Annotated in this window: 17 protein-coding genes; 7 read left to right on the top strand and 10 right to left on the bottom strand. The window is 69.2% G+C overall.

All coding sequences use genetic code 11. The features are described from left to right. Positions 1–139 precede the first annotated feature (139 nt). Positions 140–967: an alpha/beta fold hydrolase gene (locus ACGWYJ_RS01220; protein WP_395103576.1), complete on the top strand. Its 828-nt coding sequence runs from the start codon at positions 140–142 to the stop codon at positions 965–967. Here the strand turns inward: ACGWYJ_RS01220 and ACGWYJ_RS01215 are convergent. Beyond that, on the bottom strand, positions 964–1,221 hold the full coding sequence (locus ACGWYJ_RS01215) for a cupin domain-containing protein (protein ID WP_395103575.1): 258 nt from the start codon (positions 1,219–1,221) through the stop codon (positions 964–966). The two genes, ACGWYJ_RS01220 and ACGWYJ_RS01215, sit on opposite strands and share 4 nt — an antisense overlap. A 182-nt stretch (positions 1,222–1,403) precedes the next feature. Next, entirely contained in the window at positions 1,404–1,775 is a 372-nt protein-coding gene (locus ACGWYJ_RS01210; protein WP_395103574.1) for a hypothetical protein, read from the bottom strand. Between the two features lie 147 nt (positions 1,776–1,922). On the opposite strand from ACGWYJ_RS01210, the gene ACGWYJ_RS01205 reads away from it, so the two are divergent. Further along, on the top strand, positions 1,923–2,426 hold the full coding sequence (locus ACGWYJ_RS01205; protein ID WP_395103573.1) for a TetR/AcrR family transcriptional regulator: 504 nt from the start codon (positions 1,923–1,925) through the stop codon (positions 2,424–2,426). A gap of 19 nt (positions 2,427–2,445) precedes the next feature. After that, positions 2,446–2,805, top strand: coding sequence for an MmcQ/YjbR family DNA-binding protein (locus ACGWYJ_RS01200; RefSeq protein WP_395103572.1), 360 nt, complete (start codon positions 2,446–2,448; stop codon positions 2,803–2,805). A 23-nt stretch (positions 2,806–2,828) separates the two neighbouring features. Here the strand turns inward: ACGWYJ_RS01200 and ACGWYJ_RS01195 are convergent, their stop codons facing one another. From ACGWYJ_RS01195 to ACGWYJ_RS01180, 4 genes are all read right to left on the bottom strand, one after another. Continuing rightward, on the bottom strand, positions 2,829–3,449 hold the full coding sequence (locus ACGWYJ_RS01195; protein WP_395103571.1) for a dihydrofolate reductase family protein: 621 nt from the start codon (positions 3,447–3,449) through the stop codon (positions 2,829–2,831). Between the two features lie 119 nt (positions 3,450–3,568). Then, on the bottom strand, positions 3,569–3,781 hold the full coding sequence (locus ACGWYJ_RS01190) for a DUF397 domain-containing protein (RefSeq protein WP_395103593.1): 213 nt from the start codon (positions 3,779–3,781) through the stop codon (positions 3,569–3,571). Positions 3,782–3,797: 16 nt separating this feature from the next. Further along, positions 3,798–3,998 carry a DUF397 domain-containing protein gene (locus tag ACGWYJ_RS01185; protein ID WP_395103570.1) on the bottom strand — a complete coding sequence of 67 codons (201 nt, stop codon included), beginning with the start codon at positions 3,996–3,998 and terminating at the stop codon, positions 3,798–3,800. Further along, complete coding sequence (locus ACGWYJ_RS01180; protein WP_395103569.1) at positions 3,995–4,834, bottom strand: helix-turn-helix domain-containing protein; 840 nt, start codon at positions 4,832–4,834, stop codon at positions 3,995–3,997. Before ACGWYJ_RS01180 ends, ACGWYJ_RS01185 begins: the two co-directional genes overlap by 4 nt. 237 nt (positions 4,835–5,071) lie before the next feature. Here ACGWYJ_RS01180 and ACGWYJ_RS01175 point away from each other — a divergent pair, with 237 nt between their 5' ends. Further along, positions 5,072–5,506, top strand: a complete 435-nt coding sequence (locus ACGWYJ_RS01175; RefSeq protein ID WP_395103568.1) for an ATP-binding protein — start codon at positions 5,072–5,074, stop codon at positions 5,504–5,506. A gap of 1,384 nt (positions 5,507–6,890) precedes the next feature. Here ACGWYJ_RS01175 and ACGWYJ_RS01170 read toward each other — a convergent pair. After that, positions 6,891–7,343: a hypothetical protein gene (locus ACGWYJ_RS01170; RefSeq protein ID WP_395103567.1), complete on the bottom strand. Its 453-nt coding sequence runs from the start codon at positions 7,341–7,343 to the stop codon at positions 6,891–6,893. 236 nt (positions 7,344–7,579) lie between these two features. Between ACGWYJ_RS01170 and ACGWYJ_RS01165 the strand changes: the two genes are divergently transcribed. The 3 genes from ACGWYJ_RS01165 (at position 7,580) to ACGWYJ_RS01155 (ending at position 12,711) form a co-directional block, all read left to right on the top strand. Beyond that, the gene (locus tag ACGWYJ_RS01165; protein WP_395103566.1) at positions 7,580–10,711 is read left to right on the top strand and encodes a glycosyl hydrolase 115 family protein; all 3,132 of its coding nucleotides are present in this window, start codon (positions 7,580–7,582) and stop codon (positions 10,709–10,711) included. Between the two features lie 44 nt (positions 10,712–10,755). After that, positions 10,756–11,829: an endo-1,4-beta-xylanase gene (locus ACGWYJ_RS01160; protein WP_395103565.1), complete on the top strand. Its 1,074-nt coding sequence runs from the start codon at positions 10,756–10,758 to the stop codon at positions 11,827–11,829. Between the two features lie 459 nt (positions 11,830–12,288). Then, positions 12,289–12,711 carry a cold shock domain-containing protein gene (locus ACGWYJ_RS01155; RefSeq protein WP_395103592.1) on the top strand — a complete coding sequence of 141 codons (423 nt, stop codon included), beginning with the start codon at positions 12,289–12,291 and terminating at the stop codon, positions 12,709–12,711. Between the two features lie 15 nt (positions 12,712–12,726). Here ACGWYJ_RS01155 and ACGWYJ_RS01150 read toward each other — a convergent pair whose 3' ends face one another. The 3 genes from ACGWYJ_RS01150 to ACGWYJ_RS01140 all read right to left on the bottom strand — a co-directional run bounded on the left by ACGWYJ_RS01150 (position 12,727) and on the right by ACGWYJ_RS01140 (position 19,692). Next, the gene (locus tag ACGWYJ_RS01150) at positions 12,727–14,202 is read right to left on the bottom strand and encodes a serine/threonine-protein kinase (RefSeq protein ID WP_395103564.1); all 1,476 of its coding nucleotides are present in this window, start codon (positions 14,200–14,202) and stop codon (positions 12,727–12,729) included. Next, positions 14,199–16,418, bottom strand: a complete 2,220-nt coding sequence (locus ACGWYJ_RS01145; RefSeq protein WP_395103563.1) for a protein kinase — start codon at positions 16,416–16,418, stop codon at positions 14,199–14,201. The genes ACGWYJ_RS01150 and ACGWYJ_RS01145 overlap by 4 nt, the downstream gene beginning before the upstream one ends. A 166-nt stretch (positions 16,419–16,584) precedes the next feature. Then, complete coding sequence (locus tag ACGWYJ_RS01140) at positions 16,585–19,692, bottom strand: NACHT domain-containing protein (protein ID WP_395103562.1); 3,108 nt, start codon at positions 19,690–19,692, stop codon at positions 16,585–16,587. Positions 19,693–19,744: the final 52 nt, after the last annotated feature.

Here is a 19,744-nt window from a genome sequence, read left to right as displayed (position 1 = left end):
AGCACGCCTACCGCCGTCCACACCGGTGATCTGACCATGGTTTTCATGATTCTTTTTGAGCGTCCTTCTTGATCTCGGCGAGGAGGCTACCGTGTCGAATAGTCACCGCTAATAACAGGACGACCTTGGGACCGTTGTCATGGGCTATCTCAGCGTGGCATGCGCGGATCCGGGTGAGATGACCAATTTGGTCGTTCGCGCTGGGAGCCGCGCCACCCGGATCTCCGCGAGGGTTCGCCGCTCCGGAAGCGACCTGCTGATTTTGGTGCACGGGCTCGGTTGCGCCAAGGAGAGTTTCGACGGCGCATTCGAGTCACCGGCGCTGGACCATCTCTCGATCTGCGCCTTCGACCTGCCTGGATACGGTGACTCCGAACGCTGGCACGATCAGGGCTACTCGCTGGAGTCCTATGCTGAGGCGACCATCGGCGTGATCGAGGCGCTGCGGAGGGCCGGGGCCGACGGCCGGGTGTTCCTCGTCGGGCACAGTATGGGCGGAGCCGTCGGCCTGCTGGCGGCCGAACGCGTCCCGGCCCTTGGCCACTGTGTCAGCGTGGAAGGCAACCTCACCGCCGAGGACTGCGGGCTCGTCAGCAGGCAGATCGCAAGCCAAATGGCCTCCGAGTTCGTGCCGGGCGGCTACGAGTCCTTCCTGCGCGAGTTGCGGAACTCCCCCCGGAAAGATCTTCGGGCTTGGGCGTCATGGTATGCGGGCGCAGATCCCGCGGCCGTGCACCAAAGTGCGACCTCGCTGGTGCAATGGTCCGACAGCGGCAAGCTTCTCGAACTGTTCACCAAGCTGCCGCAGACCTGCTCGTACATCTACGGCGACGAGGACGGAAAACACCATCTGCGCCCGCTGCTGCCCCATCGCGACATGCATCGGATCGCCGACGCGGGGCATTTCGCCATGGTCGACAAGCCCGACGAATTCTACGACCTCCTGGCGACGTTGCTTTCCGGCTAACCGCCGTTGCCGTACTGCTTTGTTTCAGGGCGTTCGATGAGGAGGGCATGAGCCCGTCGTTCGGCGACCGGGCGATGCCTGGTGCCTCTGGGGACCACGAACAGGTCGCCCGCGCCCAGCGTGACGGGATCCCGTCCTTCGAGCTCGATGCGGAAGGTTCCGTCCCAGCAGAGGAAGAGCTCGTCGTCTTCATGCTCGTGCCAGGGGAACTCCCCCTCCAGCCAGGCGATCCGTATGGCCGTGTCGTTCGCCAATGCCAGGTCTTGCGGTTTCCAAGGTCCCGGCAGGGACCGGACGGCCTCCCCTATCGATACCGGCCCCGACTGTTGTGGTGTCGTCATGCCCCCATCGTCCAGGCGAGACCGGCCGCGGCTACACGGCCAATCCGAAAATTTGGCCCGGCCAAGAGCCCGCGCGGCGAGCCGGTGGCGTGCGGTTAGTCGCCGGTTGACGTGACGAGCGGGACGGCTTCGGGGGCGGGGGTCTTGCCGTAGCCGAGGGCCTCGACGATGACGCCGTCGACAACGCGCATCAGGTTGACGCCTCGGACGTAGTCGGCCTTCCCTGCCGTAACGGTATCGCCGGCGGATGGTCGCGCGGTCACCGGCGATATCACTGCTCTGGCTCGAACTGGGTGCCTCGGTCCGGCAAGGGTCTGCCACCACGCGAGGCACGCGGCTTGGCCCTCGACCCGTTCCCCCTCAGGTGCCGGCTGGATCGGCTCCAGTCGGTGCCGATCAGGCGGGTCGTGGTCCACGAAGGCTTTGTCGAACTGGTCGATGACCTCGGCGGTGTCGCGGCTGGGCATGGTCGCCGCCCCTTCCCTTGCGGTAGACCGTTTGATCTACCGTCGCAAGACCGACATGCTGGAAAAGGTGACCGAACGCATGGCCCAGGGCCCCAGGGAGCGCCTTCTCAAGGCGGCCGAGCGCCTCACGTACCAGGAGGGGCGGGTGTGGGCATCGCCGCGCTGCTGAAGGAGGCGAACGTCGCGCGGCGTTCGCTTTACGAGCACTTCGGCAGCAAGGACGAGCTGCTCGCCGAGGCGCTTCGCGGCACCGCGGTCAAGGACCTGGAGACCTATCGCGCGGTGATGGACGCCGCCGGGGAGCGGCCCGCCGACAGGATCATGGCGATCTTCGACCATCTCAAGACGGCGGTGACGGCGGAGGGCTTCCGCGGATGCCGCTATCTCGGCGCGGACCTGGCCCTTCAGGACCCGGACCATCCGGCGCACGCCGTCGCCCGCGAGTACCGCGCGGAGGTGCACCGGTTGATCCAGGACGAGCTGGAACGGCTCGGCCGTGCCGACCCGGCGTACGACGCCGAACGCATCATGCTCCTGATCGAAGGCACGCTGGCGAGCGCCACCACACGTCCCGAGGCCGGGCCCGTCCGGATCGCGGCGGAGTTCGCCGCCACGATCCTGCGACCGGAGCACGACGACGTACCGGCATGAGACCGGAGGAGGTGCGAACGTGGCGGTGGTCGAGGACGTCCGGGCGCTGGGCACCGAACTGGAGCGCTCTTACCCGGTGTACGTGCGCGGCAGGTTGAAGTTCCGCGTCGGGCAGATCGTGTACGTGGCGTTCTCCCTCGATGAGAGCGTGATGGGCTTCGCGTTCCCCAAGGAGGAGCGGGCCGCGCTCGTCGCCGGCGAGCCGCACAAGTTCCACCTGCCGTCGGCGTCGGAGATGCGCTTCAACTGGGTCAACGCGGAGCTGTCGGCGTTGGACCCGGCCGAGGCCCGCGAGCTGGTCGTCGACGCTTGGCGCATGGTCGTCCCCAAGAAGCTCTCCCGCGCCTACGACCTCGCCCATCCCGCCGGCCCGGGGTGAGCCGCACGCGGGCCGTCTCGCTCTCAGTTACCGCGGTCGGGTGCCGACATATCCCCTGTCTCAGGCGTGCCCTCGGCGAGTCCGTAGCGCAGGTGCACGGTGCCTTTCGGGCTTGCCACCGGCGGTTCCAGAAGAGTGACGTTGGTGGGGACCGCGCCACCGTCGAACACCTTCTTACCGACACCGAGCACGATCGGGTGCACCCAAAGGTTCAGACGGTCGAAGAGCTTTTCGCGTAGCAGCGTCTGCACGAGGTTCAGGCTTCCGACGACCTTCACATGCTCGTGCCGGTCACGGATTTCGCGCACCGCGGCGGCCAGGTCCGGGCCGAGCTGCGTGGACCCCGCCCACGACAGGTCGGGCTTGCCGCGGGAGGCCACGTACTTCGGGACGCTGTTGAACAGCGTGGCGATATCGCCTTCCTGATGCGGCCAGTGTGCGGCGAAGATCTTGTAGGTCCGGCGGCCGAGCAGGAGGGCGTCGGTGCCCTCGTACGAGGACCCGACCTGTGCCCCCACGACCTCGTCGATCAGGGGTGCCTGCCAGCCACCGAACGGGAACCCCACCGGGTCCTCGTCGGGCGCACCGGGCCCCTGCCCGACCAGGTCGAGGGTCGCGAACAGCTCGATGTGGATGAGGCCCATGCCTTACCTCCGATGAGTCGGTCGTCTCGATCGGGGGGTCAGACCCGCGCCCGCCGCCAAACTCATCGCCGCGACGACAACCCGGCACAACCACTGTCTTCCCTCAACAAGGGCGACTACTACGTCAGCCCCATCTCCCCGACCTTGACCCGCCCCACAAGGACGCCCAGGGCCTCAGGACTCACGGTCAGGTGCCCAGCTTCCGGCGCCTTGCTGTCCCTGACGCCGATGCCAGCACCAAGGCGGGCCAGCTCAACACACTGACTGCTGGTGCCGCCTTCGGTGTAACTGCTCTTACACCATTTGCGAAAGCCCGTCGCACCCGCTTCGATCCGCGACTGACGACCCTCAGGGCGTCACGTCCAGCTCCCCAGCCTTGATCCGGCCCACCAGGGCGCTCAGGGCCTCAGGGCTGACGGTCAGGTACCCCGCTTCGGGGGCCTTGGAGTCCCTGATTCCAACGCTTGCATCGAGTCGGGCCAGCTCCACACACTCACCGCTGGTCCCTCCGCTGGACCGGCCGCTCTTGCGCCATACGGGGTGATTCACTGCATGTCCTCCAGGGTCCGCTTGATCAGGTTAAGCGTCGCATCGATGGGCAAAGCCGTCATCCCGATCCGGTCGAACCTGGTAACGAAGTCTTTCACCTCGTCGGCGTCTGTGACCAATCGCCCGGCGCTGGGCGCCTCAACGAACGCCACCTCCCCGTCCCTGCCACCGAGGATCATGAACGGCCCGTCGAGTCCTTCGTAGGCTCCCGCAGTAGGGGGCACTACACGAATACTCACGTTCGGAAGGCTTGAAAGTTCGACGAGCCGGGATAGTTGCGCAGCAAGTACTGCATGTCCCCCGACGGGCCACGAAAGAGCACTTTGAGCCAAAATCACCCATATGTCGGGCGGGTCGGCCCGCTGCAAAATCTCTTGGCGAGCCATCCGTTGCCTTAGAGCCCCTTCCTTGTCCTTGGTGCGCCCTGCCTCAAGGAGCGCCCTCGCGTATTCGGGGGTCTGAAGTAGCCCGGGGACATGCTGACCTGCGAATATCCTGATCCGGTCCGCATCCTGCTCCTGGCGCACGAAAGACTTGAACCAGTCGGGATTACTGGCTCGGCGGGCGTAGTAGATCAGTGTGGCGAAGAGTCCACCGGTTCGCCAGGCCACGTCGAGCCGCTCGGCCTGCTGCTCTGACATCCTCTGCTCGCCGGTCTCGATTCTGGAAATGGTGGCCGCACTACAGCGGGCGGCATGGCCTGCCTCAGCGCCGGTGAGCCCTCGCGAAGTTCGCAAGAACCGCAAGTAGTATCCGATGAAGTCCCACATGGACGTCCGGGGGTCTGCCGCGTCCCGTCGACTCATATCCGCGCCACGCTCCTTGATCATTTTCATGCCTTGCATGAAAGTCCTGATATCCATGGTCAGGATACGATCCAAGGGGCAGGCTGTGTCACAGAAACGGTACATCTAACCAACAGGAAGTAATCAGACTACCGGCCCTCCGCTCGTGCGGAGTGCGGGTATGAAAGATCAACTCGACTTCGCATGTGGGCTAGCGAACGAACCAGGGGAAACGAAGTGGGAGCGACGAAGACTCGATCACCAAGTAATGACCTGATGGTCAGGCAGATGCCTTCCAGGACGTTTCCCGGGACGGTTCGGGTTCTGCTGGAGGCGCACATCCGGGAGCAGCGGTGTACGCGGCGGCTGGTGATTCCCGATCGGCTGATCGATGACGCGCTTCTGGTGGCGTCCGAGCTTCTCAACAACGCGATCGCGGCGACGCCGTTCGCCGAGGTCACGTTCAAGGCCACGCTGGAATGGCGGGCTCTCTGGGTCGGCGTCTGGGACTCCTCGCGGGCGTCACCGCGGCCCACCAGGGTCCCGGCCGAGCTGAACAGCGTCGTCCCGGACGGTAACGCGCTGGACGACGGCTACGAATCCGAGGACATCGGGGGGTGGGGGCTGCCCATCGTCATGAGCCTGTGCCCCGATGGGGATCGGGATATCACCTGGACGCGAGAGCCGGACGGGAAGTGGACGTGGGCGCGTTTTCGGTTCTGAGGGTCGCGGCCGTGCTGCCGTCATGCCTTCAGTAGGTCCGCGTGGCCGCTGTGGCGCGCGTACTCACATGGAATGACGCACTCAGCGCCCAAGCTCCCCGCGCGGGCAGCGACATCGCGGCACGCTCAACACGTCCCACCCGGCCAACCGCTCCCCGCTCGACCATCACCAGGAGCCCGTACCGCCGCTGACGCGCTCACGCCAGATCGGCGCCGCCGTCATGGCGCGCGTACTCCTCTCACATGGAACAGCGCCTTCGGCATCCAGGCTTCCCGCGCGGGCAGCCACATCGCGGCACGCTCAGCACGTCCCACCCGGCCAACCGCTCCCCGCTCGGCCTTCGCCGGGTGCCCGTACCCCGCTGACGCGTCCACGCCAGTTCTGCGCGGCCGTTGTGGCGCGCGTACTCATCGACCTCACGGGAACGGCGCACTCGGCGCCCGGAAGCGGCAACATCGCGACACCCTCGCATACCGCCCAGCACCGCGTAGTCGGCCCCGGCACGTCCCCCGGCTAACCGCGCCCTGCTTGGCCACCGCCAAGTGCCCGCACTGCCGCTGATGCGCTCACGCCAGATCGGCGCCACCGTCATGGCGCGCGTACTCCTCCCACGTGGGGACAGCACAATCAGCGCCCAAGCTCCCCGCGCGGGCGGCGACATCGCGGCACGCCGCCGTTACGGCGCGCGTACTCATCGACCTCACGGGAACGGCGCACTCGGCGTCCGAGGGCGGCCACATCGCAGCACGCCCGCATCTCGTCCAGCACGGCGCAGTCGGCCGCCACCCGGACGGGCTCGGCGCCCTCGCAGTCGTCCCCCGGCCCGAGGCGAGAGGCCCGGCACGTCCCCCAGCCAACCGCTCCCCGCTCGACCATCACCAGGAGCCCGTACCGCCGCTGACGTGCTCACGCCGGATCGGCGCCGCCGTTACGGCGCGTGTACCCATCGATCTCACGTGGAACGGCGCGCTCGGCGTCCGAGGGCGGCCACACCGCGACACGTCTGCATACCGCCTAGCACCGCGCGACTTCCGCCCCCGGCGGGCTCGGCGCCCTCGGAGTCGCTTCTGGCATGGGGCATGAGCCTCGGCACGTCCTTCCCACCCATCCGCTTGTGACATCGCCAGGTGGCCGTGCTGCCGTTGATGCGTTCACGCCGGATCGGCGTCGTCGGCGTCAGCCGTGAAACGAGGGGCGCTTGGCCATCGGTAATCGAAAAATGGACAGCGGGCGCGGCTTCTTTCGCCGCGCCCGCTGTCCTGGTTCGGTGCGCTTGCGCAGGGATGTCCTGCGGTGCCGATCCGCTCGCCACACGTGCATGACGGCAGGGCCGAGTCCACCGGCGGCGGTCGCCGGTGTCACGGCCTCGTGCCAGGTCGGGCCGTCAGCGCATGCGGTCGAACTGCGGGGTGCCGTTCGCCGGGAAGGGATCCTCGTCCTCGCGGTTGCGGTTGACGGTGAAGAAGCCGATGAGGGCGGCCAGCGCGGCGACGCCTTCGCCCACGCCGCTGATCGTCTTGTCCGCGTACCAGGACGGGTCGTGCATGGCCGGGATCGGCCCGAGCTGGCCGACGTCGACGTAGTAGTAGAGAAGCAGGGCGCCGACCGCGCTGGCCGCGACCAGGAAGGCGATGGCGTAGGTCCACCTGCGCGCCCAGGCCAGGACGAGCAGGCCGGCGACGGCGGCGACGATCGCCTGGGCCTGGAACAGGACGTCCCCGGGGATCACCCCGCTCGGGGCGTTGGGGCCCGGGTCCATGTCGGGTGCGAACACCCAGTGCACGTAGGCGTCGGCCGCGAGACCGGCGGCGACGAGGATGCGAAGCAGAACTCCCATACCCCTTGCACGTCCGTATCCGGGTGTCCGGATCAATGCCGGTCGAAGAACGTGCGGCGGCAGCGGCGGCGGACGAATGTGCCGAAAATTTTCGAGACCACCCATCCGGGCTGTGGAGTGTACCTCGATGGCGTTTCCGGATGGTTGACGGTCGCGCCTGTTGTGGTTACGGTCACACCGACCTCCGAAAGGTATCGAAAACTTTCGATATCTTCTCCCACACTAAGGAGACGCCGATGGGCGGGACCTGGAGGCGCCTGGTGGCCGTGGCGACGGCCGCGATCGTGACAGCCGGGTCGACGACCGCCGCCAAGGCTCCCGGACGAGACGAACCCGAGGGACATCCGACCTCCTACCTCTCCGGACGTCCGGGGCCCGGCTACTTCCCCCTGGTCGCGAAGGGCAAGGCCGCGCCGATCGTGGTGAGCGGCCAGGACCATCGGGGCGTCGTGCGCGTGGCCGGTGATCTGCGCGCCGACATCGAGCGGGTGACCGGGGTGCGGCCGGCCGTCTCGACCGGCGCGGTGCCGCGGAAGGACGCGGTGGTCCTGATCGGGACGATCGGCAAGAGCCCGCTCATCGACGGCCTGGTGCGCGCCGGGAAGCTGAACGTGAACGGCATCGCGGGCAGGTGGGAGACGTCCCTGCAACAGGTGGTGGACGACCCGATGCCCGGCGTGGAGCGCGCGTTCGTCATCGCGGGCAGCGACCAGCGCGGCACCATCTTCGGCGTCTACGACGTCTCCAAGAACGCGGGCGTGTCCCCCTGGTACTGGTGGGACGACGTGCCCGCGCGCAAGAGCGACGCGCTGTACGTGAAGCCGGGCAGGCATACCCAGGGAACCCCTGCGGTGAAGTACCGCGGCTTCTTCATCAACGACGAGAACCCCGCGCTGGGACGGTGGGCGCGCAAGTTCTTCGGCGACGGCCATGCCCCCGGGCACCCGGGCGGCTTCACCAGCGAGCTGTACGCCAAGGTCTTCGAGACGATGCTGCGGCTGAAGGCCAACTACCTGTGGCCCGCCGTGTGGGGACGGGCGTTCGCGGAGGACGACCCGCGGAACCACGCGACCGCGTCCGAGTACGGCGTGGTGATGGGGACCTCGCACGAGGCGCCCATGATGCGCGGCATCGAGGAGTGGAACCGGCACGCCAAGGCGGCCGTGCGCGACGAGAACGGCGACATCGTCGAGCCCGGTCACGACCCGTACGGGGGCACGGGTGAGTGGAGCTTCCGGCGCAACCGCGCGGCCATCGAGGCGTACTGGCGTGAGGGCATCCGCCGCAAGGTGCGGCAGGGCTTTGAGGGCGTGGTGACGCTGGGCATGCGCGGCAACGGCGACACCAGCCTGCCGGACGGCGACGCCATCGAGCTGATGCAGGACATCATCGCCACGCAGCGCCGCATCATCCAGGAGGAGACCGGCAGGCCGACGTCGGAGACCCCGCAGGTGTGGACGCTCTACAAGGAGGTCCAGCGGTACTGGGACCGGGGGCTGCGCGCGCCCGACGACGTCACGGTCGTCTACGCCGACGACAACTGGGGCAACATGCGCAAGATGCCCGACCTCAGCGCGCCGCCGCGTTCCGGGGGGTACGGGCTGTACTACCACTACGACTACGTGGGCGGCGGCCGCAACTACAAGTGGGTGGACACGACACAGCTCGCCAACACCTGGGAGCAGCTCCACCAGTCGTACCAGTACGGCATCAGGAACCTGTGGGCCGTCAACGTCGGCGACATGAAGAACCAGGAGATGCCGCTTCAGTTCTTCCTCGACTACGCGTGGAACCCGAGCAACTACCCGCTGGAGAGCCTGGGCGCGTGGGAGCGGGATTACGCGGCGCAGAACTTCGGCACCAGGAACGCCGCCGAGATCGCCGAGGTGCTGCACGAGTACGGCGACCTTCAGGCGCTGCGCAAGCCCGAGCTGACCAACCGGCGCATCACCGTCGACCCGGACAAGGACCTCAGCACCGATCCCAGCGCGGTGGTCTACGACGACAAGCAGACCCCGTACTACCTCAACCAGCACCAGGAGATGGACGCGGTCACCGAGCGGTGGCGGCGTTTGGCGGCGAAGGCCGACCGGTTGCGCCGCCGCATCCCCGGCCCCGATCAGGACGCCTTCTACCAGCTCGTCTACTACCAGGTGAAGGCGACGTCGCTGGTGTACGAGATCCGCCAGGCCGAGTTCACGAGCATCCTGTACGCCCGGCAGGGACGCGCGGCGACCAACGACCACGCCGATCTGGCCGAGCGGAAGTTCGACCAGCTCAAGACGATGAACGACTACTACAACAACCGTCTGGCGGGCGGTAAGTGGAAGGACTTCCAGACCCAGCCCGTCCTCGGATACGGCGATGTCGAACGGTACGGCCCGAACGCGCCGTGGCAGCAGCCCGAGCTGAACAACGAGGCCCTCCCCGACGAGATCTTCCCGCCGGTCCGGCGGCACACCGTCCCGAACGGCGCGGACATGGGCGTGGGCATCGACGGCTCCGACAAGTGGTGGCCGGACGAGCGTGGCACGGCCGTCCTGCCCGAGTTCAGCCCGTACCGGCGCGGCCCGGCCCAGTACATCGAGGTGTTCAACCGCGGCGCCACACCGTTCGACTACCGGATCACGCCGTCCCGGCCGTGGGTGAAGGTCACTCCCGCCAAGGGACGGGTCGGCAAGCAGATCCGCGCGACCGTGCGGATCGACTGGGACCGCGCGCCCAAGGGCACGACCCGCGTCCCGATCACGGTCTCCGGCGCCGGCCGTACCGTGACGGTCGAGGCCGTCGTCACGAAGCCGGCGGCGGGACGGCTCAGCGGGTTCGTCGAGGCCGGCGGCTACGTGTCGATGGACGGCGACGGCTACACCCGCGCGGTCGGGACGTCCACGGCCTCCTGGAAGCGGATCCCCGGCATCGGGCGCACCGACGCGGGCATGACGCCGGTCCCGGTGACCGCGCCCAGCCGGCAGCCCGGCCGTGGCCCGCGCCTGGAGTACGAGACCACGCTGTTCACGACCGGCCCGGTGAAGGTCTGGGTGTACCTGTCGCCGCGCAACCCGGTCCTGAACCCCGACGGCCTGCGCTACGCGGTGTCGGTGGACGGCGGCACCCCGCAGGTCGTGAACATCACCCGGGCGACCGGTGCCGATGACACGTCCATGAACCGTCAGTGGGAGCGCAACACCTCCGACAACGTCAACCGGACCGTCACCACGCACCAGATCGCCGCGCCCGGCCGGCACACCGTGAAGGTCTGGATGGTGGACCCGACCGTGGTGGTGCAGAAGGTCGTCATCGACACCGGCGGCCTGCCCGCCAGCTACCTCGGCCCGCCGGAGAGCCTGCGCGCCGGGCACGGCCGGTGATCTCCGCCCCCCGCCGCTCCCATTTCCCGAGAGAGGACACGTCCATGAAGCAAGCGCTCATCGCGGTGCTCGGAGCGGGCGCGCTCACCGCCGGCCTGATGGCGGGCGGAGCGGCCACCGCTTCGGCGCACGACGGCCACCACCGGCACAAGGCGCCGCGCACGTTGCAGGACGCCGCCGCCCGTACGGGCCGGGACATCGGTGCGGCCACCACCGTGGTCCACATGGGTGAGGCCGCCTACCGCGCCACGCTCGACCGCGAGTTCAACCAGCTCACGCCCGAGAACGAGATGAAGTGGGAGACCACCGAACCGGCCCCGGGCCAGTTCGACTTCGCTCCCGCCGACGAGCTGGTGCGGCACGCCAAAAAGGAGCGCATGCGGGTCCACGGGCACGTGCTGGTGTGGCACAGCCAGCTCGCGCCCTGGGTGAACGAGATCACCGACCGGGACGAGCTGCTCAAGGTGATGCGCCGCCACATCGCCAAGGTGGCCGGGCACTACCGCGGGCAGCTACGGTCCTGGGACGTGGTGAACGAGGCGTTCGACGACAGCCCGCAGGCGGCGCGGCGGGCCACGATCTTCCAGAACGTCATCGGCGAGGAGTATCTGGAGGAGGCGTTCAAGGCGGCCCGGAAGGCGGACCGCAAGGCCGAGCTCTGCTACAACGACTACAACATCGACGGCATCAACCCCAAGAGCGACGCCGTGTACGCCATGGTCAAGGACTTCAAGCGCCGTGGCGTCCCGATCGACTGCGTCGGCATGCAGGGGCATCTCATCCTGGGGCAGGTCCCGTCCGACATCCGGCAGAACATGGAGCGGTTCGCCAGGCTGGGCGTCAACGTGTACGTGACCGAGCTGGACATCCGGATGCCCACCCCGCCCACTCCCGAGAAGCTGGCGGCCCAGGCCGCCGACTACACCAAGGTCGTGTCCGCGTGCGTCGCCGTCCGGCGCTGCCGGGGCGTGACGCTGTGGGGCGTGACGGACAAGTACTCGTGGGTGCCGGACTTCTTCCGCGGCGAGGGCGCCGCCCTCGTCTTCGACGAGAACTACGCCAAGAAGCCCGCGTACTTCGCCTCGCTGGCCGCGTTGAAGAGCGGCCGCAGGCACTGACCTGGCAGGATCGAGCCGGGGCGGGCCGCACCGTCGCCGGGCGCCTTCCCGCTCGGGGCCCGGCGACGGCGGCGGCTCGTCCCTTACCGCGCCGAGGGGACGTGCCGCCGCCGCGCCGTCCCGGCCGACCGGCCGCGAACGGCCATGCCGCCATTTCCGGAATTCCACCGGCGGGCTTTCCGGCGGGCTTAGTCGTCCCGGACCGGCGAGCGAAATGATCACCGCCGCGGGGAGCGCTCCGCGGCGTGGTCCAGGGTTTCCGTGTGCGCATCGGGGGCCAGATCGACCATTTCGGCATCCGCCGGAAGGGTGGTGAAGGAAGCGGCAAAGGCGTGCTTGCGCAGGACACCGCACCCTTGACAAGGTGCTAGGCTGCGTCTGGTCTTAGGTAGCAGCCGCGGGCGGCTCCAGGGGACGAGCGAGCGCCGGCGGCCGGGGATTGCTTTGGTCGATGGGACGATGGTGCGGCGGTCGGGACGAATTCTGCGATTCGACGAAGTGCGGGGCTATGGATTCATCGTCCCCGATGACGGCGGGCAGGATGTGTTCGTGCACGCCAATGATCTCGGGGACGACAAGTCGGCGTTCGGCCCCGGAACGGCCGTCGAGTTCGAGGCGATGGAGGGCGAGCGCGGGCCCAAGGCGTTCGCGGTGCGGCTGGCGGGCGGCGGCGCCCGCACGACCACCGCTGCCGAGCCGTCCCGCTCCACCGTCCCGTTCAATGACGACGGGCTGTGCGACGTGCTGACCCCCGGCGAGTTCCGGCAGGAGCTCACCGAGCTGTTCCTGCAACGCAGCCCCGACCTGACCGGCACGCAAATGCTGCGGCTGCGCGACGGCATCCTGGCCCTGGCCCAGAAGCACCGCTGGGTGGACGAGTAACCCCAGTGCGGGTGGTCAGCCCTTGCAGGAGTACTCGAATGACGCCGACCCCTGCGCGGTGGGGCTGTTCAAGACGATGAGGGTCGCGGTGAAGGCCCGCGTCCCCTTGCCTTTGATGTCCCAGCCGAGGCGGACGGTGGCGGTGTCGCGTCCCTCCCCCACGTCCTGCTGGAGCGGCGGGTCGGGACCGGGCTGGTCGCTGCGCTGCCACTGGTAGACGATCCGGCCGGGCTCGCCGTTGGTCGTGATGGTCCCGGTCACCTCCACGTGCGCGTCGCACCCCGCCTTCGCCCGGTCGGCGCGGACGCTGACACCGGTGACGACCAGCTCGGCCGGACGGTCGCGCAGGACGGTCCACGCCGCGGCGCCGCCGATGACGGCGAGGCTCAGCAGGATCGTGGCCAGGGACAGCGCGCGCCTCCTCCTGCGGCGGCGCCTGAGGGTGCGGGACGGCGGCGGCGTCCAGGTGGTCCGCCAGTCGCCGGGCAGCGAGCCCTCGTCCTCGAACCGCCCGGGGGTCGTCGGCTGCTCGGAAACGGCCGTGCCCGGCTGGGTCGTCCCGTCCTGAGGCGCCTGTCCGTGGGGTGTGCCCGTGGCCGGGACCGCGTGCGCGGCCGGAAGGGGCAGGACGGGCTGGTCGACGCGGGTGCGCAGCATGTCGCCCGACGCGTTCACCCCGAGGAGTTCCAGCAGCCCTGCCGCGGAGGGCCGTTCGGCGGGATCCTTGCTCATCGCCGCCGCCACGGCCGCGCGCAACGTCCCGGTCAGCCCGGTGAGGTCCGGCGCGTCCTGCATGATGCGCATCGCCATGTCGGGCAGCGTGCCGCCGCCGAACGGCCGGTCGCCCGTGGCGGCGAAGAGCATCACGCCGCCCCACGCGAACACGTCCGACGCGGGGACCGGACGGCCCTGGAGCTGTTCGGGGGCCATGTAGGCGGGCGTCCCGAGGATCCGTCCGTCGCGGGTGAGGCGGGTCGCGTCCGCGGCGCCCGCCAACCCGAAGTCGATGACCCTCGGCCCGACCCGCGACAGGAGCACGTTGGCCGGTTTGAGGTCGCGGTGGACGATCCCGGCGCCGTGGATGCCCACCAGCGCCGCCGCGACGCTGACACCGAGCTGGTCCAGGTCGGCGCCGCGCAGCGGGCCGCCGGACCGCACCGCCTCCTCCAGGGTCCGGCCGTCGATGAACTCGGTGACCAGGTACGGCTCGGGAGCGTCCGGGTCGGCGGCGAGCACTTCGGCGGTGCAATACCTGGGGACTCGCATGGCGGCACCGGCCTCCCGCCTGAACCGCTGGCGGAACTCCTCGTCGGCGGCCAGCTCCTCCCGCACGACCTTGATGGCGACGAACGCTCCGTCCCGGGCGCGGCCGAGGAACACCCGGCCCATCCCGCCCTCGCCGAGCGAGCCCACCACCTCGTACGGGCCGAACGCCGCCGGGTCCCCCGGTTCCCGTGGCCAGGCCGCGGCCGGCAGGTCCCCTGCGCTCATCCGTCCTCGGCGTTCAAGGGCTGGACGGCCGACTCCACCTCCTTCTGCGGCGGCATGGTGGACGGCACCGGCTCGGGTTCGGGCTCGGGCTCGGCGGGCTTGGGCTGGGACGGCTCGGGCGCGGGGTCCTGCGGCTGCGGGTCCGGGCCTGACGGGGACGGCTTCGGCTTGGCCGTATCCGTGTCCCCGGATGGGGCGGGTCCGGTCGCCGGGGCCTGGTCCGTCCCGTTCTGGTTACTGGGATCCTCGCCTCCATCCGTGCCGGTGCCGGTGAGGGTGATCTCGACGGCGTGTCCGCCCTCGTCACTCGGGATGATCATCTTGGCGGAGTGGGCGCCCGCGCTCTTCGGGGAGAACGTCACCCGGTAGAAGCACGGACCGCTGGTGCCCTCGGGCGGGCAGTTCGTCAGCGTCACCGAGAACTGCCCGGCACCGCCCTCGACCCGCATGGCCGCCTCGTTGTCGCAGATCAGCCACGGGTAGGAGAACTCGCGCTCGACCGACCGCCCGACCGGCACCGCGCCGAGATCCTCCGTGCGGCTGATCGGGACGCAGTCGGCGGGGACGGGGCCGGTCAGCGGGACGGTCACCGCGGTCGTCCCGTCCCGCGCCGGGATGATCAGGGCGCCGGTGGCCGTGGACCCGGCCGTCGCGGTGTAGGTGACGGTGACCGTGCAGGACGTCCCGGACGCGGGCGGGCAGGTGGTCCCGGCGATCTTGAACGCGGAGGCCGCGGGACCCGTGATCCGCATGGCGGACGCGTCGTAGCAGCCGCTCCACTGGATCGGGATCGCTTTCGACGCGGTGCCGCCCGTGGTCACCGGGCCGATCGTCTGCGCCGCCTGCGTCACCTCCGGGCAGGGCGGCGTCACGGGCGGGGGCGGCGCGGTCGCGCCCGGAGCCGGGCTTTCCGGCGCCCCGAAGGTCCCCGGACCTTGGGGCGTCTCCGCGCCCTGGGGCGTCTCCGCGCCCTGGGGCGTCTCCGTGCCCTGGGGTGGCTCCGTGCCCTGGGGCGGGGCGGTGGGCTGCGGCGGCTCGGTGGCCTGCGGCGGCTCCGTGGGCGACTCCGCCGGGGAAGCGGACGGGCTGGGCGTGGGCGTGCCCGACGGGGCCGTGACGGGAACGGTCGGCGCCGCCGACGGGCTCGGCTTGGTCAGGGCGATCGGGTCGCGGGAGTCGTCCCCCACACCGGCCAGAACGATCGCGGTGGTGGCGCCCGCGACCACGACGAACGCCGCCGCCCCGGACAGGATCTGGAGCCTGCTGAGGTTCTTCACGGTGTGCCGTCCACCGCGCAGGAGCTCGCGGACGGTGCTCCGGCCCATCGCGCCGCCCGCGACCGCGCTCCCCGCCGTGCCGGTGGCGAGCGCTTGCGGGAACAGTGCCGCCAGCGCCAAGGCGGCGCCCGCGAGCATGGCCAGGGCGCGGCGCTCCCAGTCCTCGCCGTACTCGGCCACCGCCGCCGCCTCCAGCTCGCGGAGGAACTCGGCGGCCGTCGCGGGACGGGCCTCCGGGTTCTTGGCCATCCCGTGCGCCACCAGCTCGCGCAGAGCCACCGGCACGGCCCCGATCGGCACCTGCGCGCTGGTGTGCTGCGCCATCAGCGCCATCGGGTTGTCCCCGGTGAACGGCGGCCCGCCCGCGACGCACTCGTAGAACACGCAGGTCGCCGCGTACACGTCGGTGGCGGGCGACGCGGGCGCCCCGGTCCACTGCTCGGGCGCCATGTACGCGGGCGTCCCGGTCAGCGAGCCCTGCCCGGCCGGGGTCGCCAGCCCGAAGTCGATCAGCTTGCTGGTGCCGTCGCGGCGCACGATCACGTTCGCGGGCTTGTAGTCGCGATGCACGATGCCGGCCTCGTGCGCCGCCGCCAGCCCCAGCAGGGACCCCTTCAGGACGAGCAACGCGGCCTCGGGTTCGAGGGAGCCGTGCTCGCGCAGCAGCCTTTTCAGTGAGACGCCCTCGACCGCCTCCATGACCATCGCCACGCCGCCGGGGCCTTCGACGAGTTCGTATAAGCGGGCCACATGCTCGTCGTCGACCGCCGCCATGAGACGGGCCTCGTCACGGGTCGGCACGCGGTTCCCGTCCGCCGCCGCGTACTTGATCGCGACATAGCCGCGGGTGCCGTCCCGCCGGGCCAGCACCACCCGTCCCTGCGCCCCCGAGCCCAGCTCACCGACCTCGGTGTACCCGTGCAGTCGCCAGCCGTCCATCCGATGTCCCCCTGCCCCGTGAAGGGTCACGCCTGAACTCGCCGAATCGCTGGGAGCTGGCCATGGAAAGCCGCGAACAACGGCGATGACCAGTCCAGCGCCAAAGGCTTCGGGAGGTCAACCCCGATGGGCACGACTCCGAATAGACGACCGCTATCGGCCGCCCTCACTCGCCGGGCATCCACTCTTCCTGGCGGATGGCCCGGGTCACCCTGTCGTGCACCTCACGCAGGCGATCGGGATCGACGTCGGCCCGGTCCACGAGCCGCCGGAGCAGCCGCTGGAGGGTGTGAAGCTGCTGCCGACCGAATTTGGAAGGAAGGAACGTTTCATCCAACGCCCGGAGAAGGCGCTCAGCGGGGATGAGGTCGAGATCCTCCTCCATCTGTTTCAGGACCAGATCGCCGTACCGTACACTCGACCTTCCAATGAAGAAGAGGGCGTCCTCGTATGTCCGAACCCTTTCCTCCACGTCCTCGACGGGAGCCAGAAGCACCTCCAGAAGGCTTCCAGCGGAATGCCTTATTCTAGGAGGGCCGGCAAAAAAATCTTCGCCGACCATCGTCGGGTCGATATATTTCAGATAGGGCAGCAAGGCCAGCAGAAAATTGATCTGCGAAATTCTAAGGCCGAAGAGAACCTCTCGAAAGTACGATCCCGCATCGAGCGGGATCACCGCATCCTTCCCGTCGCTCAGCAGCCGGAGGAACGGATCCAGCGTGCTGACCCTGACAGCATCGACATCATCCATACGCAGCGTCAGCGCAGGGGGTTCGTCGCCTCCTGGATACCCGGGGGTGAAGGTGCGTGTCAGCGATGCCCATTCTTCCCCTCCGAACTGCGACTCCCACAGTCCGCTGCACGAACTCCACCGGGCGTACGAGTCCTCCGCGTCGTCGGTACAGAACAATTCGTTTCCGGTCAGTGGCCGATCGGTCACGACGGCGCAGAGAAGCAGCAGGTTGGCGCTGTACACGGCGTATCCGCGTGGCGCGAGCGCATGGACGGGGCGGTAGTCTCCGAAGGTGTTCTCCGTGCGGGTCTCCAGGGAGCCGGCGAAAAGCTCGCAGAGGTACTCCAGCAAGAGATCCCTCTTGTCCTCGGGGACCCTCTTCGCGATCCCGTACCGCAAGAACGGGGTGATGTTGGCCCGGGTGGTGAGCACCGCGAACGAAAGCAGCGCGTGCAGGAAGGCGTCATCGGGGCGGCGGTCCAACCGGTCGTGCAGCCGCGCGAACTCCAGTTCCTCCGCGAACTGGGCCAGCTCACGGGCGACCAGTCGCGCCACCAGATATTCGCCGAACGTGGCGTGCAGGAACTCGTAGGTGTTCAGACGTTGCTCGTCGCGCAGCGCCTGCGCGCGGTGGACGAAGAAGAACCCGCCGATGACGCTTTCGGCCGCCGACAGCGAACGGCGGAAGTCGCCGGTCTCGCGAGCGGTCACGGGTTTGACCACCTTCAGCGCGTTCAGGTCATCGTTCAGATCCTCCTGGGTCACCCATTGGCGCCCTCTGTTGAACATCGCGAACGCGGTGACGGCGAGTTTGCGTAGTTCGTTCTCGACCGACCGGGTGAGCTCGGCGTCCCCCAGGTCCTTGCCGCCTTTCCGTACCTCCCGCTTGGCGAAGGAGACGAGGAGCCGTTCGTAGAGTTCGGCTTCGTCGAGATGACCGCGCGCCTGCCGGAGCGCGTTGGCGTCCGCGTCGTACAGCGCGAGCATGAGCAGCAAGAGGGGCTGGCTCGCGAGATCGGGGACGGCACGCACGTCGTCGGGCGACAAGGGCTGGTGCCCATGCTCGGCGAAGTAGCGCTCGTTGCACCGGTTCCAGATCTCGGTCCAGTGGTCCACCTGTTCCGGGCTGAACGGTTCCAGGCGGAGCACCGGCGTCTCCCTCGGCACCCGCGCGCGGTCCGCGACGGCGGTGCGGCTGGTGACGATGACCGCCACCGGGCGTCCGCGTTCGGCCTGGCGCTCCTGGAACTCGACGATCTTCTCCAGGTAGCCGTTCTGGCTCACGCCGGTCGCCTGGAGCAGCTCGTCGAAGCCGTCCATCATCACGACGGGAAGCGCGCCCTGGGCGGCCTGCACGAGTTCGGGCCAGGGCATCGGCTCGTCCAGGGCGTCCCTGATCGCGTGCTCGATCTGCCCCAGCGGCTCGCTGTCGGCGGGGACGGTGCGCAGCTCGACCCGCAGCGGCAGGAAGTCGCCCGGCGGCAGCCGCGCGGCGAGCATCTTGGTCAGCACCGACTTGCCCGCGCCCGGCTGGCCGAGGATCAGCAGCGGCGCCTGCGTGGCCTGAGGCAGGGTCAGGTACCCGGACAGGAAGTCGTTGAGGTCGTCGCGGCGCGCCACGTCTTCCCAGACCGACTCGTCGGCGGGCCGCCGGTCGCCGCTCCCCGAGGGCAGGAGCTTGAAGCCGGGGTTGACGTACGCCTGACCGAGCATCGGGATCGCGAGGCCCTCGGGGACCTCGTCCGCCGAAATGATCTTCCGGGAGAGCGCGGCCCTGCTCTCGCGGATCAGGGCGCCGAGACGGTCGGACGGCGTGCGTCCCGAGGTGATCCGGACGAGCCGGTCCTGGAGGCCGGAGAGGCTTTCCTGGAGTTGGCGGACGGTTCGGCGCGTGGCCTCGTGCTCGGAGAGGTTCACCCAGCACTCGACCTCGGGGAAATCCGCCACGAGCCGGCGGAAGTGCTCCTCGTAGCGGCGGAGGGCGGCGATGGGAAGCGTCTCCCCGAGCTCGTGTCTCACCCGGCCCCGCTCGGTCGCGTTCCAGCGGCTCCACAGCTCAAGGCCGGAGACCAGCGCGAGCAGATCTGCGGAGAAGCGCCGGTAGAGCTGCCCGATCTTGTCGAGCAGCGTTTCGTGCGGGTTCTGCGGGGAGGGCACGGGAAGCTCGGCGGCGATCAGTTGCTCCACCCAGTGGCCGACGGGATCCCGGTCGACCAGCCTCTCCCGATCCCGCTCGTCCAGGGATCGGGCGACGCGGAGGTTCAGGTCGCCCAGGGCCTCGAAGTAGGAGGTGACCACCACGACGCCGTGCGCGGCGATGAGGCGGTCGGTCCGGTCGTACCTGGCCAGGCCCTTGACCCGGTCGCGCAGGTTCCTGATGAACGAGTCGGCCAGCTTGGACGCCTCCATGCGCGCGTCCAGCAGGTCGAACGAGCCCGTGCCCAGCAGGGCGATGGCGGAGACCTTGTCGAGGAGGCCGGAGAGAGCGCTCTCGCCGCCGAGCAGGATCACTGCGTTGCGGTAGCTGTACCTCCGGCGCACGCACGCGATGATACGGAGCCGCCGCACGTCCCGAAGCGGGCTTGCGCGAACC

The organism is Actinomadura sp. SCN-SB, assembly GCF_043906805.1.
Classification (GTDB): Bacteria; Actinomycetota; Actinomycetes; order Streptosporangiales; family Streptosporangiaceae; genus Spirillospora.
The sequence above is the reverse complement of the archived record's forward strand: the minus strand, read 5'-3'. Positions and strand labels throughout refer to the sequence as shown.

Excerpts from the sequence above, each read along its gene's own strand:
- ACGWYJ_RS01150 (WP_395103564.1), bottom strand. The coding sequence starts at position 14,202 with ATGAGCGCAGGGGACCTGCCGGCCGCGGCCTGGCCACGGGAACCGGGG.
- ACGWYJ_RS01220 (WP_395103576.1), top strand. The coding sequence starts at position 140 with ATGGGCTATCTCAGCGTGGCATGCGCGGATCCGGGTGAGATGACCAAT.
- ACGWYJ_RS01165 (WP_395103566.1), top strand. The coding sequence starts at position 7,580 with ATGGGCGGGACCTGGAGGCGCCTGGTGGCCGTGGCGACGGCCGCGATC.
- ACGWYJ_RS01155 (WP_395103592.1), top strand. The coding sequence starts at position 12,289 with ATGGTGCGGCGGTCGGGACGAATTCTGCGATTCGACGAAGTGCGGGGC.
- ACGWYJ_RS01170 (WP_395103567.1), bottom strand. The coding sequence starts at position 7,343 with ATGGGAGTTCTGCTTCGCATCCTCGTCGCCGCCGGTCTCGCGGCCGAC.
- ACGWYJ_RS01160 (WP_395103565.1), top strand. The coding sequence starts at position 10,756 with ATGAAGCAAGCGCTCATCGCGGTGCTCGGAGCGGGCGCGCTCACCGCC.
- ACGWYJ_RS01180 (WP_395103569.1), bottom strand. The coding sequence starts at position 4,834 with ATGAAAATGATCAAGGAGCGTGGCGCGGATATGAGTCGACGGGACGCG.
- ACGWYJ_RS01175 (WP_395103568.1), top strand. The coding sequence starts at position 5,072 with ATGCCTTCCAGGACGTTTCCCGGGACGGTTCGGGTTCTGCTGGAGGCG.
- ACGWYJ_RS01210 (WP_395103574.1), bottom strand. The coding sequence starts at position 1,775 with ATGCCCAGCCGCGACACCGCCGAGGTCATCGACCAGTTCGACAAAGCC.
- ACGWYJ_RS01145 (WP_395103563.1), bottom strand. The coding sequence starts at position 16,418 with ATGGACGGCTGGCGACTGCACGGGTACACCGAGGTCGGTGAGCTGGGC.
- ACGWYJ_RS01195 (WP_395103571.1), bottom strand. The coding sequence starts at position 3,449 with ATGGGCCTCATCCACATCGAGCTGTTCGCGACCCTCGACCTGGTCGGG.